The organism is Sphingomonas sp. Leaf20 (assembly GCF_001421535.1).
Taxonomy (GTDB): Bacteria; Pseudomonadota; Alphaproteobacteria; order Sphingomonadales; family Sphingomonadaceae; genus Sphingomonas.
The window spans coordinates 652,624-669,930 of the sequence record NZ_LMKN01000001.1; the positions used below are offsets into that span (position 1 = coordinate 652,624).

13 protein-coding genes and 1 tRNA gene are annotated in these 17,307 nt (G+C 65.9%); 7 read left to right on the forward strand and 7 right to left on the reverse strand.

Annotated elements, in window-relative coordinates; all coding sequences use genetic code 11:
- Window positions 1–70: 70 nt before the first annotated feature.
- From ASE72_RS03155 to ASE72_RS03165, 3 genes are all read left to right on the forward strand, one after another.
- Entirely contained in the window at window positions 71–1,075 is a 1,005-nt protein-coding gene (locus ASE72_RS03155) for an alpha/beta fold hydrolase (protein WP_056016547.1), read from the forward strand.
- Between the two features lie 21 nt (window positions 1,076–1,096).
- Window positions 1,097–2,281, forward strand: a complete 1,185-nt coding sequence (locus tag ASE72_RS03160) for an acetyl-CoA C-acetyltransferase (RefSeq protein WP_056016550.1) — start codon at window positions 1,097–1,099, stop codon at window positions 2,279–2,281.
- Between the two features lie 190 nt (window positions 2,282–2,471).
- Window positions 2,472–5,597, forward strand: coding sequence for a TonB-dependent receptor domain-containing protein (locus ASE72_RS03165; RefSeq protein WP_235532201.1), 3,126 nt, complete (start codon window positions 2,472–2,474; stop codon window positions 5,595–5,597).
- A gap of 82 nt (window positions 5,598–5,679) precedes the next feature.
- Here the strand turns inward: ASE72_RS03165 and alr are convergent, their stop codons facing one another.
- The 5 genes from alr to cpdR all read right to left on the reverse strand — a co-directional run bounded on the left by alr (window position 5,680) and on the right by cpdR (window position 10,954).
- Window positions 5,680–6,708 (reverse strand): alanine racemase, encoded by a 1,029-nt coding sequence (alr, locus tag ASE72_RS03170; RefSeq protein ID WP_056018823.1) that lies wholly within the window; start codon window positions 6,706–6,708, stop codon window positions 5,680–5,682.
- Window positions 6,709–6,850: 142 nt separating this feature from the next.
- Window positions 6,851–8,935 (reverse strand): TonB-dependent receptor, encoded by a 2,085-nt coding sequence (locus ASE72_RS03175; protein WP_056016556.1) that lies wholly within the window; start codon window positions 8,933–8,935, stop codon window positions 6,851–6,853.
- Between the two features lie 112 nt (window positions 8,936–9,047).
- On the reverse strand, window positions 9,048–10,232 hold the full coding sequence (locus ASE72_RS03180) for an acetyl-CoA C-acyltransferase (RefSeq protein WP_056016559.1): 1,185 nt from the start codon (window positions 10,230–10,232) through the stop codon (window positions 9,048–9,050).
- Between the two features lie 225 nt (window positions 10,233–10,457).
- Window positions 10,458–10,532: transfer RNA gene (locus ASE72_RS03185), tRNA-Val, on the reverse strand.
- A 44-nt stretch (window positions 10,533–10,576) separates the two neighbouring features.
- A complete protein-coding gene (cpdR, locus tag ASE72_RS03190) occupies window positions 10,577–10,954 on the reverse strand; it encodes a cell cycle two-component system response regulator CpdR (protein WP_056016562.1) in 378 nt (125 codons plus the stop codon).
- A gap of 76 nt (window positions 10,955–11,030) precedes the next feature.
- On the opposite strand from cpdR, the gene ASE72_RS03195 reads away from it, so the two are divergent.
- A complete protein-coding gene (locus ASE72_RS03195; RefSeq protein ID WP_056018825.1) occupies window positions 11,031–11,915 on the forward strand; it encodes an N-formylglutamate amidohydrolase in 885 nt (294 codons plus the stop codon).
- Between the two features lie 218 nt (window positions 11,916–12,133).
- Here the strand turns inward: ASE72_RS03195 and ASE72_RS03200 are convergent, their stop codons facing one another.
- The gene (locus tag ASE72_RS03200) at window positions 12,134–12,901 is read right to left on the reverse strand and encodes a SapC family protein (protein ID WP_056018828.1); all 768 of its coding nucleotides are present in this window, start codon (window positions 12,899–12,901) and stop codon (window positions 12,134–12,136) included.
- 64 nt (window positions 12,902–12,965) lie between these two features.
- Window positions 12,966–14,414, reverse strand: coding sequence for an FAD-binding oxidoreductase (locus ASE72_RS03205; protein WP_056016565.1), 1,449 nt, complete (start codon window positions 14,412–14,414; stop codon window positions 12,966–12,968).
- Window positions 14,415–14,479: 65 nt separating this feature from the next.
- Between ASE72_RS03205 and ASE72_RS03210 the strand changes: the two genes are divergently transcribed.
- The 3 genes from ASE72_RS03210 (at window position 14,480) to ASE72_RS03220 (ending at window position 17,300) form a co-directional block, all read left to right on the forward strand.
- Window positions 14,480–14,971: a hypothetical protein gene (locus ASE72_RS03210; protein WP_056016568.1), complete on the forward strand. Its 492-nt coding sequence runs from the start codon at window positions 14,480–14,482 to the stop codon at window positions 14,969–14,971.
- A gap of 125 nt (window positions 14,972–15,096) precedes the next feature.
- Window positions 15,097–16,776: a DEAD/DEAH box helicase gene (locus ASE72_RS03215; protein WP_235532202.1), complete on the forward strand. Its 1,680-nt coding sequence runs from the start codon at window positions 15,097–15,099 to the stop codon at window positions 16,774–16,776.
- A complete protein-coding gene (locus tag ASE72_RS03220) occupies window positions 16,776–17,300 on the forward strand; it encodes a thioredoxin family protein (RefSeq protein ID WP_056016571.1) in 525 nt (174 codons plus the stop codon). Before ASE72_RS03215 ends, ASE72_RS03220 begins: the two co-directional genes overlap by 1 nt.
- The last annotated feature ends 7 nt before the right edge of the window (window positions 17,301–17,307 follow it).

The window sequence follows — 17,307 nt, forward strand, 5'->3', positions numbered from 1 at the left end:
TAGACCGAACGCTACGCGCTTTGACATTGCGCCGCAACATGGTCCACGCCCGCTGCCCCTGTTCCTCAAAATGCTGCGCAGCGAAACCGCAGCATCGGCGGCGACACGGACCGCCGCGCTCGCGGGCCTTAGGGCATTCCAGTCGGCACCCCGCGCCGCGCCGATGCCCGCCCGCCCGATGCTCGACGCGATGGGGCGGGTGACGCTGCGGAGCTATGGCGAACCATCGGCGGGGAAACCGGCGATCGTCGTGGTCCCGTCGCTCATCAACCCGGCGGCAATCCTCGACCTGTCCGAACGGACGTCGCTCATGCGCTGGCTGGCAGACCGAGGGTGGCAGGCTTGCCTCGTCGATTGGGGAAATCCGGGCGATGCGGATAGCCATCTCGACCTGACCGCGCATGTCGAGCAGCTGCTCGTGCCGCTGCTGCGGCGTTTCGCGACGCCGCCGGTCGTGGTGGGCTATTGTCTGGGCGGGACGCTCGCGATGGCAGCAGCCGCGGCGATGCCCCTGGCCGGGCTCGCCACGATCGCTGCACCATGGCATTTTGCGGGATATGGCGACCCGGCCCGCGCCGACATGGCGCGGCTATGGCGCGCGGCCAAACCCTTCGCAAAGGCGCTCGACCTCCTGCCGATGGAGGTGCTGCAAAGCGGGTTCTGGCGGCTCGCGCCGGCGCAGACGATTGCCAAATATGCGGCCTTTGCCGATCTCGTTCCCGACAGCGACGAGGCGCGTGCGTTCGTCCGGCTCGAGGACTGGGCGAATGGCGGTGCACCACTGCCGCGCGCCGCCGCCGCAGCGTTATTCGAGGACATGATCGCCGCCGATCTTCCGGGACGCGGCCTGTGGCGCATCGGCAACCGCCGTATCGATCCTGCCGCGCTGTCCTGCCCCGCCGTCGAGTTCGTCTCGCGGAACGATGCGATCGTACCTGCCGCTACCGCAGCGGGGCTATGCGACCGCCGCGACGTCGCTGCGGGGCATGTCGGGATGATCGTGGGGAGCAAGGCGCGCGATCAGCTCTGGGAACCATTGGCGAACTGGATTGGCGCGCTCGAGGCGCCTACATAAAACAAAACGAAAGGACCCGTCATGACCAGCAGCCCGAACGACATCGTCATCACCGCGGCCAAGCGGACCCCCGTTGGCAGTTTCCTGGGCGCGTTCGCGGCGGTGCCGGCGCACGAGCTTGGCCGGATCGCGATCGAGGCCGCGCTCGAACAGGCAGGCGTCGCAGGCGCCGACGTGTCCGAAGTGATCCTTGGGCAGGTGCTGACCGCCGCGCAGGGGCAGAACCCGGCGCGCCAGGCATCGATGGCGGCGGGGGTCCCGAAAGAGGTTCCGGCATGGGGCGTCAATCAGGTCTGCGGTTCGGGTCTGCGCGCGGTGGCGCTCGCGTGCCAGGCGATCCAGACGGGCGATGCGACGATCGTCGTCGCCGGCGGACAGGAATCGATGTCGCTTTCCGCGCATGCGCAGTCGATCCGCGGCGGCCAGAAGATGGGCAATCTCAGCCTCGTCGACACGATGGTGAGCGACGGGCTGACCGACGTCTTCAACGGCTATCACATGGGCATCACGGCAGAAAATCTTGCCGAGCAATATCAGGTCACGCGCGGTGACCAGGACGCCTTTTCGGTCGGCTCACAGAACAAGGCAGAGGCTGCGCGCAGTTCCGGGCGCTTCGCCGACGAGATCGCGCCGGTGACGATCAAGGGTCGGAAGGGCGACGTCGTGGTGTCCGACGACGAATATATCCGCGCGGGTGCGACGATCGAAAGCGTTTCGGGGGTGCGGCCCGCGTTCAAGAAGGACGGCACCGTGACCGCGGCGAATGCGAGCGGCCTGAACGACGGTGCGGCCGCGCTGGTGATGATGCGCCGCGACGAGGCCGAACGCCGCGGCACGCCCGTTCTGGCGACGATCCGGAGCTGGGCGTCGGCGGGGGTCGACCCCTCGGTCATGGGAATCGGCCCGGTCCCCGCGACCCGGCGCGCGCTCGAGAAGGCCGGCTGGCAGATCGGCGATCTCGACCTGATCGAAGCCAATGAGGCGTTCGCCGCGCAGGCGCTCTCGGTCGGCAAGGAACTTGGCTGGGACGCGGACAAGGTCAACGTCAACGGTGGTGCGATCGCGATCGGTCATCCGATCGGCGCGAGCGGCGCACGCGTGCTGACCACGCTGATCTACGAGATGCTCAAGCGCGATGCGAAGAAGGGGCTCGCGACGCTGTGCATCGGCGGCGGCATGGGCATCGCCATGTGTCTCGAGCGATAATCGGCTAAGCCAAATCGACGGAGGTGAAACGAACATGACGGAATCGTGACGTTTTTGTCACAATTGAAAACCAAACCTGTCCCGTTCCTATCGTTTCGCCGCCTTCGGCCTTGCACCCAAACGCATTTTTGGCGTTTTGTGATCCCCTAGCGGCAAAAATGCCGACCAAAGGGGACCATAATTGTTAAAAGTGCGCAATTTTCTTACGGCGACCATCCTCGCATCCGGCGTGCTGTTGCCAGCAGCAGTACAGGCACAGACAGCACCGTCCGCCACCGACGGCACCGTGATGGAGACAGGCACACAAGTCGCGGAAGAAGCCGCAGCGGCGCCTGCGGACGATGTCATCGTCGTGACGGGATCGCGTATCGTGCGCCCAAACCTGGACTCGGCATCACCGATTACGTCGCTTAGCGCGCAGGAACTGACGCAGACCGGCGACGTCTCGCTTGGCGACACGCTGAACAAGCTGCCCGCGTTGCGCGCGACGTTCAGCGGCTCCAACTCGACGCGTAACATCGGTACCGCAGGCGTAAGCATCCTGGATCTTCGCGGCCTGGGCACCAATCGAACGCTCGTGGTGGTCAACGGCCGTCGTCACGTCACGACGACGCCTGGCAACGCAAATGTCGACATCAACACGATTCCCGTCGACCTGATCGAACGCGTCGACGTCGTCACGGGCGGTAATTCCGCAGTTTACGGGTCGGATGCCGTCGCAGGCGCCGTCAACTTCGTCCTGAAGCGCAACTATGACGGTCTGCGCATACGCGGGCAGAGCGGCATCACGCCCCGCGGCGATCGGCCTTCCTACTTCGGCAGCATCACGGGCGGAAAGAATTTCGCGGACGATCGTGGCAACATCGCAGCGTCGCTCGAATACAGCCAGAATGATCCTCTCTATTTTACCGACCGGCGGCGGTACAGCGACGGGCGTCGTCAGTTCAACCTGACCGAAAACGTGCTCAACGAACCGGGCAGCGGCAACGGCGTTCCCGACACGACCTTCCTGACAAACGTACGCAACATCGCGATCTCCGAGGGCGGCGCGATAACGTCTGCCTGCCCAACGGCCGTGGCAGGCAATGCCGCCAACGCAGCGCGACGCGCCTTCAATTGCACCGGCGAAACCAGCAACACCGGTGCAGCACTTGGCCGCGTCTTCGTCTTCGATAACGGCGGGAACCTCGTCCCGAACAACGTCGTCAAGGACTTCCGACCATTTGGTTCGGGCAATGCCATTGGCGGGCTCGGTTCGACGCAGCGTTTGACCGGCCAGCTTCAGCCGGGCGTGAAGCGCTATTCGGCGAACGTCCTGGCGCATTATGACGTCTCCGACGCGTTCCGTCCTTTCGTCGAAGCAAAATATGTTCGTATCGATGCCATTCAGGAGGGTCAGCCGACCTTTCTTCAGGGCACACTGCCCGCGCTCTACAGCGTCAACAACCCGTTCCTGACGGATCAGGCACGCTCGGTCCTGGCGCAGACGCTGGCACCCGGCGCGACGTCGTTCACGGCGCAGCGGATCAATGTCGACTTCGGCGCACGAGGCGAAAATCATCGGCGGGAAACCTATCGGATCGTCGCTGGCGTCGAGGGCACGTTCAACACCGACTGGCGCTACGAAGCGTCGTTCAACTACGGGCATCTCGATACATTCTACACGACGCGCGGCAACGTGAATGTCGAGCGGTTTCGCAACTCGCAAAACGCGGTTCGTAACGCCGCCGGCAACATCGTCTGCGGCATCAACGCCGACGGCATCACGGGCAATGACGACGCGAGCTGCGTCCCTGTGAACCTGTTCGGGCTCGGCGCGCCCAGCGCAGAAGCGTTGAACTACTTTGTGGTGAATTCCAGCCGCCGACAGAAAGCCGACCAGTACGATGCGACGGCATTCGTATCGGGCGACCTGTCGCAATTGTTCGAGCTTCCGGGCGGTCCGGTCGCCTTCTCGATCGGTGGCGAATATCGGCGTGAGACCGCCTATTCGGCATTTGACGAGGTCACGCGGAGCGGCGCGACATTCCTCAACGCCATTCCGGTCTTCGATCCGCCCGCGCAGGTGGTGAAGGAAGCTTTCGGCGAGATCCGTATCCCGCTGTTGAAGGACGTTCCGTTCTTCAACGAACTGACGATCGATGGCGCGGGTCGTATCTCGAATTACAACATCGGCCAGACCGGAACCGTTTACACCTATAACGCGGGTCTCACCTGGTCGCCGATCCGCGACGTCCGGTTCCGCGGCAGCTATGCTCGCGCGGTGCGTGCGCCCACCCAGTCGGATCTGTTCGCTGCCCCGAGCCAGACATTCCTGAACGGCCTGGTCGACCCCTGCAGCCAGAACAACATCCGCAACAATCCCAATCGCACGGCCAATTGCGCCGCCGCGGGTGTTCCGACGACGCAGACCTTCAACGGCATTACCGAACCTTTCACCAATGTCCCTACGGCGGGCATCAGTGGTCTGAACGGCAGCAACCAGAACCTGCGCGAGGAAACGGCCGACAGCTTTACTGGCGGCTTCATCCTTCAGCCGAGCGCAATCCCGGGCCTGACGCTGTCCGTCGATTATTATAACATCACGATCGACAACGTGATCTTCGCGCTCGCGCCGCAAACGATCATCAACCAGTGCTATGACAGCCCCAGCGGCATCAACAACCAGTATTGCGCCGCGCTCACGCGCAACCCCAATGGTACCTTCGCTGGCCAGACCGGCGTGACCAATGGCGGCGTACAGGTGTCGTTCCCGGCAACCGGTCAGTCGTTCCTTTCGGGTCCCTTCAATTTCGCGAAGCAAAAGACCTCCGGTATCGACGCCGACCTGAGCTACAGCCGTGATATCGGAGGCGCCAAGGTAACCGTGCGCGGCATCGTCAGCTATCTGATCAATCGCGACAACTACACGGACATCAATACGCCGACCTTCATCGACCAGCAGAAGTTCGAAGTCGGTGACCCCGAATGGTCCGGGTCGTTCACGACGAACGTGGATTTCGGCGTGTTCGATCTGAACTACAACATGCGCTATATCGGCAAGCAGACGGTCGCCGCGGAGTATGAAACGCAGAACTCGGTTCAGGGCCGTCCCGCTCGCGATCCGGATGCGTTCCCGTTCGTCTTCTATCCCGACGTGACCTACCACAACGTCCGGATTGGCGCGGACGTGAACGAAAAGTTCCGTTTCTACGCCGGCATGGACAACGTCTTTGATCGCCAGCCGCCCTACGACCTCACCGGCACGACGGGAGCCCAGGGCATCTACGAGAATGTCGGCCGGTTCATGTACGCCGGGTTTGAAGCCAAGTTCTAAGACACGGATCGTTGTATACTCGGGCCGCCTCCAGTCAGGCGGCCCGTTTTTTTTGTCACCGCGACGAAAGCGACGAACCGGATCAAGTCCAGAAGCGATCGTACCGGCTGCCCAGGCTCGTCAACAATTCATATTGCGACATCTGGCTGCTGGCGGCTGCCGTCGGCAGGTCGAAGTCGAGCGATATCCATTCGCCCTCCGCGATCGGCCCGGCATCGGTGACGTCAATGGCAAGCAGGTCCATCGACACGCGCCCGACAACGGGGGCAGGATTGCCGGACACAAGCGCCACTCCTCGATCCGAGAACCCTCGAAAATATCCGTCAGCATAGCCGAGATTGACGATCGCAACGATGCTGTCGCGGCAGGCGGTCCATGTCGCGTTATATCCCACGGTCTGACCGGCCGGCACCGTGCGACATTGCAGAACCTGCGCTTCGGGACTCGCCACCGTCTCTATCCGGCTTGCGTATTCCGCCCGCGGCACGCCGCCATAGAGTGCAAGTCCGGGGCGCGTGAGATCGAACGCATAGCCCTCCCCCAGCGCGATCCCTGCGGAGTTCGCCAGGCTCATTCGCCGCGCGCCTGTCGCCCCGCTCAACGCGGCGAAGCGATCGCGCTGGACGGCGTTCATCGGCGAGCGCTCGTCGGCGCAAGCGAAGTGACTCATCACCGTTTCGATCGCGAGCCCGTCGAGCAGTCCGTCCGCGATGTCGTCCGCCGAAACGCCGAGCCGGTTCATGCCCGTGTCGACCATTACGTCGCATGCCCCGCCACCGGCGCCTTTCCACCGGGCGACCTGCGCGGGTGTGTTCAGGACGGGGCGGGCAAAGCCTGCGAGCGCGGCGGGCATGTCCTCGGCGCGGAGGCCGTGCAGCACCGAGACGGTCAGGCCGAGCGGTGCCAGTTCGGCGGCTTCCTGCCAGTTCGAGACGAAAAAGTCGCGACAGCCTGCCGTTGCGAGACGGGCGGCGACCTGCGTCGCGCCGAGCCCGTAACCATTCGCCTTGACCGCCGCGCCGCAGGCGGCGGTCCCGCTCATGCGGTCGAGCGTCTGCCAGTTGCGGACGAGAGCGTCGCCGTCGAGGCGCAGGCGGAGCGGGGCAGGAATGTCGATCACCCGCGCGGGATAGTGCGGTCGCGCGGCATCGTCGATGACCTTCGGCCCCGGCGGTGCGGGTTCACGCCCATCCGAGCGGTGGCTCTGCCCCGGCCACGACGGCACCGCCTCCCGGGAGCACGCCGCATGCGTGCTATCGAAGCGCGTAGCGCAACCCGAGCCATACAGTGCGCGGCGTCGCGCGCTCGACCACCGTACCGCTGCTGATCCCCGCCTCGACGATCTTGTCGAGGAGGTTCTCCGCGCGGGCTTCGATCGTGAGCGCGCGGGTCAGCGGCATTGCGGCAAAGGCATCGATCGTCGTCGCAGGATCGAGACTGCGGCTGTTCTGGTCGTCATCGAACTGGCGTGCGACATGGCGCAGCGTCAGCGACAGCGCGGCGGCGTCGCGGTGCCAGTCGACCGTGCCCGACAGCTGATCGCGCGGTGTCTGCGCGGGACGAAGCCCGTCCAGGGGCAGGGCAGCCCCCGACGCGTCGACGCGCGATACGACATGCGACCATGACGCCCGCAGCCCGAACGGTCCCGGGCGATACGCGGCATCGAGCTCGAAGCCATGCGCACGGATGGCCTCGAGGTTGCGCCGGACGCGCGACGCGCTGGTCGCGGTCGTCGACAAGGTCACGTTGGCGATCGCGTCGTCGAGCTGGTTGTAGAAATAGGTCGCCGACAGCGTTCCACCGCGTACGGGCGCGAGCGTCACGCCCCCCTCGACGCCCGTCAGACGCTCGGGCGCGAGCATCGGATTCGCCGCGGTCGTATCGTTGCCGACGCGGAATGGTCGGTACAGCTCGTTGAGCGTCGGCAGCCGCCAGCCGCGATAGCCTGCGACGCGCAGCGTGACCGCGTCCGTCGGCGTGTAGGCGATACCCGCCCGCCCCGTCAGCTCGCTGCCATCGCGATTCGCATAGCGGAGGTTGGCAAGCGGCAGACCGCCGGCGACGGGGCGCTCCGAAAGATAGCCGTCCTCGATCTGCCACCAGTCGATCCGCCCGCCCGCGCTGAAGGTCAGGTCGCCGGCAACGACGCTGCCGTCGGCAAATATGCCGGAGGTCACCGAATGGCCTCCCGCCTCGCGACGCCGGGTGGGATTGCCCCCTGAAAAGAAGAACAGCTCCTGCGTCTTGCCCCGCACGTCGCGCACATCGGCACCGATCCGCACCGTGACCGCTTCGCCGAGTGGCGCTGCGATCTCCATGCGTGCGCCAAGCCCGGTTGCCGGGGTGTTGTACTGGTCGAGAGACTGGGCCGTCGTCGTGCGTGTCGCGTTGATGCTGCCAAAGCTCGACGCGAACGATCGGGTCTGAAGATAGCCGAGCAGCGAATAGCCCCAGCGGCCACGTCCCACCAGCCGGACACTGGCGTCTGCGCCCTCGCTGCGGTTGGCGGTGAAATCACTCCCGCGGTCGCGCGTGTCGCTGAACGCGCTGGCGTTCACCTGAAGCTCGGTGGTCGAATCCAGCCCGACCACCGTGCGGATCGCGCCCGATGCCTGTTCGTACGGCGCAGGCCGGTCGACGGGCCCCCGCGATGACGCAACGGTCGGGGTAAAGCCGTCGCCCCGCGCATACGCACCGGACAGGACCGCGAAACCGGCCCCGCGGACCAGCGATGCGGAGCCTTGCGCGTCGACCGCGTCGCGGCTGCCATAGGCGATCCGCGCCTCGAGTGGCGCGAGCTGGTCGGGTGTCGCGCTTTCGAGCTCGACCGTGCCCGCGAGTGCGCCCGGCCCCTGATATCCGCTGCCGCCACCGCGCGTGACGCGGATCTGTCCCAGCCGTCCGGTCGCATAGGCGGGAAATGCCACCCAGCCGCCAAAGGGATCGGCCTGGGGAACGCCGTCGAAGACGAGCAGCGCACGGCTCGACGCGTTGCCGCCGATCCCACGCAGCGAGATCCCCTGACTCGTCGGGTTCGCACTTCGCGAATCGGAGCGTCGGAATTGCTGAAGGCCTGCGACATCGGCCAGCACGCTCTCGAGACGATTGGTCGCATTGGCCGCGATCCGGTCGCGGTCGATCGTGACGATGTCGAATGCGCGATCGCCGGGCGCCGTGCCGAGGCCCCGTCCCGTGACCAGGATAACGGGCGGCTCGTCGGCACGCGTCGCGATCGGCGACGGTTCACCGGCCTGAGCGGTCTGCGCGACACCTTCTGCGGGTATCAGCGCAGGAGACAAAAGGAGGGCGGCGGCGGCACGCAACGCGGGTCTGATCATCCCCGGGCGCATGCCGGTTCGCACCGCACCGCGAAACCCCCTTTGCGCAATTAAAGGTCGCTCGTTCTCACGTCCGAGGGAACGCCGCCACGCAGCGGCGCCCCCTGCCCCATCAGACCAGTTCGACGGCGACCGCGGTCGCCTCGCCGCCACCGATGCAAAGCGCGGCAACGCCGGTCTTCAGCCCGCGCGCCTTCAGCGCGGCGACCAGCGTCGCAATGATCCGCGCACCGCTGGCACCGATCGGATGACCGAGCGCGGTGGCACCACCATTCACGTTCAGCTTGTCGCGCGGGATGCCGAGTTCACGCATCGCGATCATCGCGACCGTGGCGAACGCCTCGTTCACCTCGAACAGATCGACATCCTCGACGCGCCATCCGGCCCGATCGAGAACCTTCCGGATGGCCGATACGGGCGCGGTGGTGAACTGGGCCGGCGCATGCGCGTGTGCCGCGGTCGCGACGATCCGCGCCTCCTGCGAAAGACCAAGCTTCGCGGCAACGCTCGAACGGGTCAGCACGAGCGCAGCCGCACCATCGGAGATCGACGCCGACGTCGCCGCGGTGATCGTGCCGCCCTTTGCAAAAGCAGGCTTCAGCCCGGGAATCTTGTCCGGCTTGGCCTTGCCCGGCTGTTCGTCCTCGACCACCTCGACATCCCCGCTGCGCGTCTTGACCGTAACCGGCACGACCTCTGCGCGAAAATGCCCGTCGGTGACCGCCGCGGTCGCGCGCGCCAGGCTTTCCAGCGCGAACGCGTCCTGTTCGAGCCGCGTGAACTGATAGATCGCCGCGGTGTCCTCGGCGAACGCCCCCATCGGCTTGCCCTTTTCATAGGCGTCCTCCAAGCCGTCCATCATCATCGAATCGGACACGACGTCATGGCCGATCCGCGCCCCGGACCGATGCTTGGCGAGCAGGAACGGCGCGTTGGTCATGCTTTCCATGCCGCCCGCGACGACGACGTCGACGGTACCCGCCTTGAGCGCCTCGAACCCCATGATCGCGGCCTGCATCCCCGACCCGCACATCTTGTTGACGGTGGTCGCCTCGACGGAGTCGGGCAGGCCTGCGCCGAGCGCCGCCTGACGCGCCGGCGCCTGACCCAGCCCGGCCGGCAGGACGCACCCCATGTAGATCCGGTCGATCAGCGCGGGGTCGACGCCCGAACGCTCGACCGCGGCCCTGACCGCGGTGGCTCCCAGTTCGGTCGCGGACACGTTCGCAAGCGCGCCCTGAAACCCGCCCATCGGCGTACGAGCAAAGCTGGCAATGATGATCGGATCGTCGGTCATGCTGAATACCCTGCAGAAGCCCGCGCAGCGACGATCGCGGCGCGCCGCCTGGCTCCATGGCCCGGGCACCACCGTCATCCACGCCGCACGAGCGTTTGTGATGGCTCCAAGCCCTACGCGCGGGCCATGGCCTGTCAAGGTACCCGGCGTCCTGACCGGCGCTCGTGCGCGACATGCTGTAAAACGAAAAAACCCCGGAGGTCCGAAGACCCCCGGGGCTTTCAATGGTGGGCGTGGCAAGGATTGAACTTGCGACCCCTGCGATGTCAACACAGTGCTCTACCACTGAGCTACACGCCCGCCGGAGGGCTCCACTAGGCGAGGATTCCGCGGGGTGCAAGCGCTCAATTCAAGCCGGTGACATTATCCATTTCAAAAAGCCGATCGACCTCCGCCACCAGGTCGCGAAGGTGGAACGGCTTCGACAACACGCGCGCCTGTGGCATCGTCTTTCCGGCCTTCAGCGTGACGGCGGCAAAGCCGGTGATGAACATCACGCGAAGATCCTTGCACATCTCGCCAGCGCGCTGCGCGAGTTCGATGCCGTCCATCTCGGGCATGACGATATCGGTCAGCAGCAGGTCGAAGCTTTCCGTCTCAAGCAGGGGAATCGCCGCGGTCCCGCGATCGACCGCGGTCACGGCATAGCCCGAGCGTTGCAACGCCCGCGTCAGATATTCACGCATGACCTGATCGTCCTCGGCCAGCAGGATTCGCAACATCGATATATTCCCGTGATGAGGCGCCGCGTTACCCCAGAATCGGTTAAGATTTCCAGATCGTTTGCCCGCGATCACGATGCCCCCTACCCTGTATGCGATGCCAGACTCCTCGTTCGACCGCTTCGGCCAGACGCCGCCGATCAGCCCCGTGGTGATTTCGGTCCCGCATGCGGGACGCGAGTATCCGCCCGAGCTGGTGACGGCACTGCGCGTCCCGCTCTCGGCAGTCATGACGCTGGAGGATCGACGCATCGACGCCGTCGCGATCGCCGCACGACGCGATGAGACGATGATCGTCCAGACGCGCGCACGCGCCTGGATCGACCTGAACCGAAGCGAGATGGAACGCGACCCGCGCGTCGACGAAGGCGCCGACCCGACCGCTCAGCCAAAGCCCTCCGCCAAGCTGCGTAGTGGGCTCGGCCTCGTACCGCGTCGCGCGAGTGCCGCCAGCGACCTGTGGCGGCGACGGTTCACCGACGCCGATATCGTTCGCCGGATCGAACAGGCTTACCGCCCCTACCATGCCGCGGTCGGTGACGCGCTGGCCGCCGCGCACGCCAGGTTCGGGATCGCTGTGCTGCTCGACGTGCATTCCATGCCGCCGCTGTCGGCAAGCGGCAACGGCGGCAACCCACCGCCCAGGGTGGTCATCGGCGACCGGTTCGGCCGAAGCACCGCGCCGCGGTTCGTAGCCCGGCTCCAGGCCGAAGCAGAGGATGCGCGCCTGCCGGTCGCGATCAACGCCCCCTATGCCGGCGGGCACATTCTGGAGCGCCACGGACGGCCGTCGACCGGGATCCATGCCCTGCAGCTCGAGTTCGATCGATCGCTCTATCTCGATCGGCAGTTCGATGGGCTTGGTACGGGTTTCGACCGGGTCGTGCACCTGCTGAAAGCGATGCTCGCGGCGCTGGGCGACGAGGCTCAGGCAACACCCAGGCTGGCGGCGGCGGAATAGGCCGGGGGCCGCAGACCAAAAAAAACCACCTCGCACATGGTAGCGCGAGGTGGCCTAGGTTCAGGGAGGAGGTACGCTAGAAGCGTACCGTACGGCGCCGCGAAAGGGGGGGACACGATGCCGTACAGGGATAAAATGGGTGAGCCTCGTTTTGGTTCAACCCTCCGCCCAAAAAAATCGATCGCAGCGGTAACCCCCGCCCCGCCGCGATCAATTCGTCAGCCGTTGAGCTGTGGCTGGGGCGTCTTGCCGAGCTGCACCTGACGCGCGAAGATGTCGCGCATCAGCGACAGCGAGAACAGGTGTGCGTAGAGCAGCGGCAACATGCCGGACTTGCTGATCTTGCGCAGCGTGTCGCCGCGCAGGTCGATCAGCTTCTCTTCGTTGACCATCTGGAAGCCGCGATAGACGAAAGGCTGGTCGGCGCCGTCGGGCTGGATCGAGACCTCGCCGTCCATCAGCAGATCCATCTCGCGCAGCTCCTTCATGAAGTTCTGCGTGCGGGCACCAGCCTGTTCGAACGATTCGTTGAACGCGAGGATCGCCTTGGTGACTTCGGTCGGCTGGCCGTTCTCGAACAGCGCATCGCCCTCGTCGGATTCGCCCAGCGCGTCCGAGGTCGGATCGAAGCAGAGTGAGAGCTCCTGCGCGTCAGGGTGAAGGCGGGCGAGCATGTAGGGATAACGGCGCACATAAGCGGGCACGTAGAAGGTGTTCTCGGTCAGCTTGCCGTCATCGCCCATGAAGACGTTGACGCCCTCGTTCAGGCCCATCAGCGCGAGCGGGATCGCATCGTCGCCGACCGAGAAGACGATCGGCATGTGACGCTGGACCAGCGGGAATTCGTCGACGGTGATCGGCACCGCATGCTGGCCGACGAGGAACGGTGCGCTGTCCTGCGGGCGAACCTTGTACTTGGCATGCGTATCGCTCGAAAGCGGCTCGAGGCCGTTGTAGAAAAGCGGAAGCTGGGCTGCGCTGGCCATCATGGGTCTCCAGTAAGTCGTGAGAGAATCTTGCCGCCAGGACGCCGGCGATTGGCGCGAGGCTCTATGGTGTGACGCGGGCGGGTGCAAGCGTGACAAGCTTGCCAGGGTTGAGCAACCCGTGCGGGTCGAACGCCGCCTTGACCGAGCGGAGGATCGACATCCGGGCCGGCGACGAGAGACGTTCCAGCTCGCCCGTCTTCATCTGGCCGATGCCGTGCTCGGCCGAGATCGATCCGCCGACCGCGACGACCAGATCGTCGACGAAACGCGTCACGACCGCCGCGTCCTCGCCGTACCATCGTGCGGGATCGGTGCCCTTTGGCGCGCGGACGTGGAAATGCACGTTGCCGTCACCGAGATGCCCGAAGCCGCTGGCGCGTGCCCCAGGGAATCGCGCCTCGCATGCGGCGGAGGCGTCGAGCATGAACCGCGGCATCGCGTCGACCGGGATCGAGATGTCGTGCTGTGTCGCCGGCCCCAGCGCGCGCTCCGCGGCCGACAGCGAATCGCGAATACGCCAGAACGCTGCTGCCTGCGCCTCACTGGCGGCGATCACCGCGTCCTCCGCCAGGCCAGCCTCGAGCGCGGAACCCAGAAGCCGCTCGAGAAGCGCGGCTGGCGACTCACCCTCCGTCGACGGCGCGGTTGCCTCCACCAGCACGTGCCACGCGTGATCGCCGTCGAGCGGCGCGCGGGCCGCAGGATCATGCGCGATCGCGGCGGCAAGCGTCTCTGCCGGCAGGATTTCAAAGCTCTCGATCCGGTCGGTCGCCGCCTGCAGCCGGCGAAGCAGCCGCAACGCGACATCGGGCCCGCTGAGACCGATCCACGCGACGGCGCGGGCTGCGACTGCGGGCACCAGTCGCAGCGTGGCCGCGGTAATGATCGCGAGCGTGCCCTCGGATCCGATCAGCAACTGATCGATGTCATAGCCGCGATTGTCCTTCTTGAGGGCGGACAGGCCGTCATGCACCGTGCCGTCGAGCAGCACGGCTTCGACACCGGCGACGAGCCCGCGCATCGTGCCGAACCGCAGGACCTGCGTCCCGCCCGCGTTGGTCGAGACGAGCCCGCCGATCGTCGCGCTGCCGCGTGCCCCCAGCGTCAGCGGGAAGCGCAGACCGTGATCGCGCGCCGTCATGTCGAGCGTATCGAGGATCACGCCGGCCTCCGCGATGGCGAGCCCGGCATCCGCATCGACCGCGCGGATCCGCGCCATGCGTCGCATCGAAAGCAGGAACGCTCCACCATCGGCAGGCGGCGTCGCGCCGCCGACCATCGACGTATTGCCCCCCTGCGGCACGAGTGGCACCCGGTGGTCGCGCGCGGCGGCGGCGATCGCGGCGACCTCCTCGGTCGAGCGCGGCGCCAGGATCGCAGGCGCCGCGCCATGAAAACGCCCACGCCAGTCGACGAGCCAGGGCGCGATATCCGACGGATCGATTATAATCGACTTGTGGTCCAGCTGCCGTGACAGCGCTTCGAGCATGTGGGACTGTGCGGGTGTCATCGACGCGCGGCTAAACCCAATTCACCTCTCGTTCAACGCTACACCCTAACGCTTGCAAACGACTCATGGCCCACCCTCGATTTCACACCGCGGCATTGCTCCGCACCGCGCTGCTCGCCGTCGCCGCTCCGGCGAGCGTCGCGGCGTCGTCCGAACCCCGCGCCGGCGTCCTGCCGGTTGCCATGCAGACGTCGATCCATGAACGGATCATCATCCGCGTGCCGCGCATGCTCCGCCGCTCCCAGCCGCAACCCGGCCGCGTGCCGATGTCCGTGCCGCGGCGCTGGAAGGAGCATAAGGGGCCAAAATGCATCGTGGTCGGCGATGTTGCGGGCGCCGTGCTGCGTGACGAACAGGCCGTCGACCTGCTGATGAACGACGGCCGCCGGTTGCGCGCGAAGCTCGATGGGGACTGCAGACCGCTCGATTACTATTCGGGTTTCTATCTGCGACCGGGCGAGGATGGGCTGATCTGCCGCGATCGGGATGCCATCCGGATGCGGTCGGGCGGCAGTTGCGAGATCGACGATTTCAAGACGTTGACCCCCAAACGCTAGCTCACACGCGAAAAATGCGCGTTTTCAGAAGTACACCAGCCGCTTTCCTTGACATTTTGCCGTAAATCCGCGAGCGGCGAAGCGCCTGAGGGAATATGCGCGCCCTCGCTTTCCCGGACATATAAATGAGCTTTGCCGATCTCGGCCTTTCCGAAGAACTCCTGAAGGCGGTTACCGACGCCGGCTATACGGAGCCGACGCCGATCCAGGCCGGGGCGATCCCGTCGGTCCTGATGATGCGCGACATCATCGGCATCGCGCAGACGGGCACCGGCAAGACCGCGTCGTTCGTGCTGCCGATGATCGACATTCTCGCGCATGGCCGCAGCCGCGCGCGGATGCCGCGATCGTTGATCCTCGAGCCCACGCGCGAGCTGGCGGCGCAGGTCGCGGAGAATTTCGAGAAATACGGCGTGAATTCGCATCTCTCGATGGCGCTGCTGATCGGCGGCGTGTCGATGGGCGACCAGCTTGCCGCTCTCGAAAAGGGCGTCGACGTGCTGATCGCGACCCCCGGCCGGTTGATGGACCTGTTCGGCCGCGGCAAGATCATGCTCAACGGCTGCTCGTTGCTGGTGATCGACGAAGCCGACCGGATGCTCGACATGGGGTTCATCCCCGACATCGAAGAGATCTGCACCAAGCTGCCCAAGTCGCGACAGACGCTGCTGTTCTCGGCGACGATGCCGCCCCCGATCAAGAAGCTCGCCGACAAGTTCCTGTCGAACCCGAAGACGATCGAGGTATCGCGTCCGGCCTCGACCAACCTCAACATCAAGCAGTATCTCGTCCCCGTCGCGAGCCAGACGGCAAAGCGCGAGACGTTGCGCCGCATCCTCGCGCAGGACGAGGTCACCAACGCCATCATCTTCTGCAATCGCAAGACGACGGTCCGCGATCTGAACAAGGTGCTGAAACAGGCCGGCTACAAGTCCGGTGAGATCCATGGCGACATGGAACAGCCGCAGCGTCTCGCCGAACTGGAGCTGTTCAAGACGGGAGCGGTGACCGTGCTGGTCGCCTCCGACGTTGCTGCGCGTGGCCTCGACATCAAGGGCGTGTCGACGGTGTTCAACTATGACGCACCGTGGCACCCCGACGACTATGTCCACCGGATCGGTCGCACGGGTCGCGCGGGTGCGACGGGCACCGCCTACACGTTCGTGGCACCCGATGATTCGGAGAACATCCAGAACATCGAGAAGCTGACCGGGCAGACGATCGAGCGGCTGAAGGTTACAGAGGCCCGCAGCGCTGTCGCTGACCCAGTCGCCGACACCGCCGATGAGAACGATCGGGCACCACGCCGCGAGCGGTCACGCTCGCGCCGCGTGCCACACGCCGACACGGTCGCGCATGCGGTCGAGGCCGAGGTCATCGCTGCAGCCGAAGCGGCCGCACCCGAGCCGGTCCCCGCGCCGGCCAAGCGCTCACGCTGGCAGCGGACGCCGATCGACGAACCGGTTCCCGCCGCACAGCCCGTCATGTCGCGTGAGCCGGCCCCGACGCGGTCACAGCCCGTCGAACCGGTCGTGGCGGTCGCGCCAGATCGCGCCGACGACGTCCGCGAGGCGGTGCGCGCAGACACCATGCCGGTCGAGCGCGATCCGGCCGTGACGCGTGATAGCCGGCGCGATCGCCCCGATCGCAAGCGCGGCGAACGCGGTCGCCCGGAGGCGGCCGCTTCGCCTGCCCGTCCCGCATCCCCCGCATATCAGAGCGAGCCTGCGCCGGACGCAATCAACAGCGCGTGGAACGGTCCTTTCCCGGACTTCCTCAACGCCGTGATCGGGGGACAGTCCTGATGCGCCTTCGCCGTATCGCGATCCTGGCGCTGCTCGCCACCGCCGCTGCCGCGCCCGCCGCACCGCGTGCGAAGATCGTCGCCCCGCATGTCGCGACGACGAGCTTCGAAAGGCTGCCGACCCCGCTTCCGCTCCCGAACGACGAGAAGGCGGACGCGAACGCGCAGATCGCGGCGGCACGTATGCGCGCCGCCAAGGCAGGCAAGCGTCTGCTGATCGATCTCGGCGGCAACTGGTGCCTGGATTGCCGGCTGCTCGCAGGGACGATCGAGCTTCCCGAGATGAAGCGGTTCGTCGCGCGACATTTCGTGGTCGTCACGGTCGACATCGGTCGGTTCGACAAGAATGGGCAGGTCGCGTCGGGCTACGGGATTCAGGGACGTCTCAAGGGCGTACCAGCCGTCCTGATCGTCGATCCGCGCACCAACCGCCTGCTGAACGCCGGCCACGAGACCGAACTCGCCGATGCGCGTTCGATGGGACCGCAAGCGCTCGCCGACTGGCTTGCGAAATGGGCAGCCTGATCCGCCT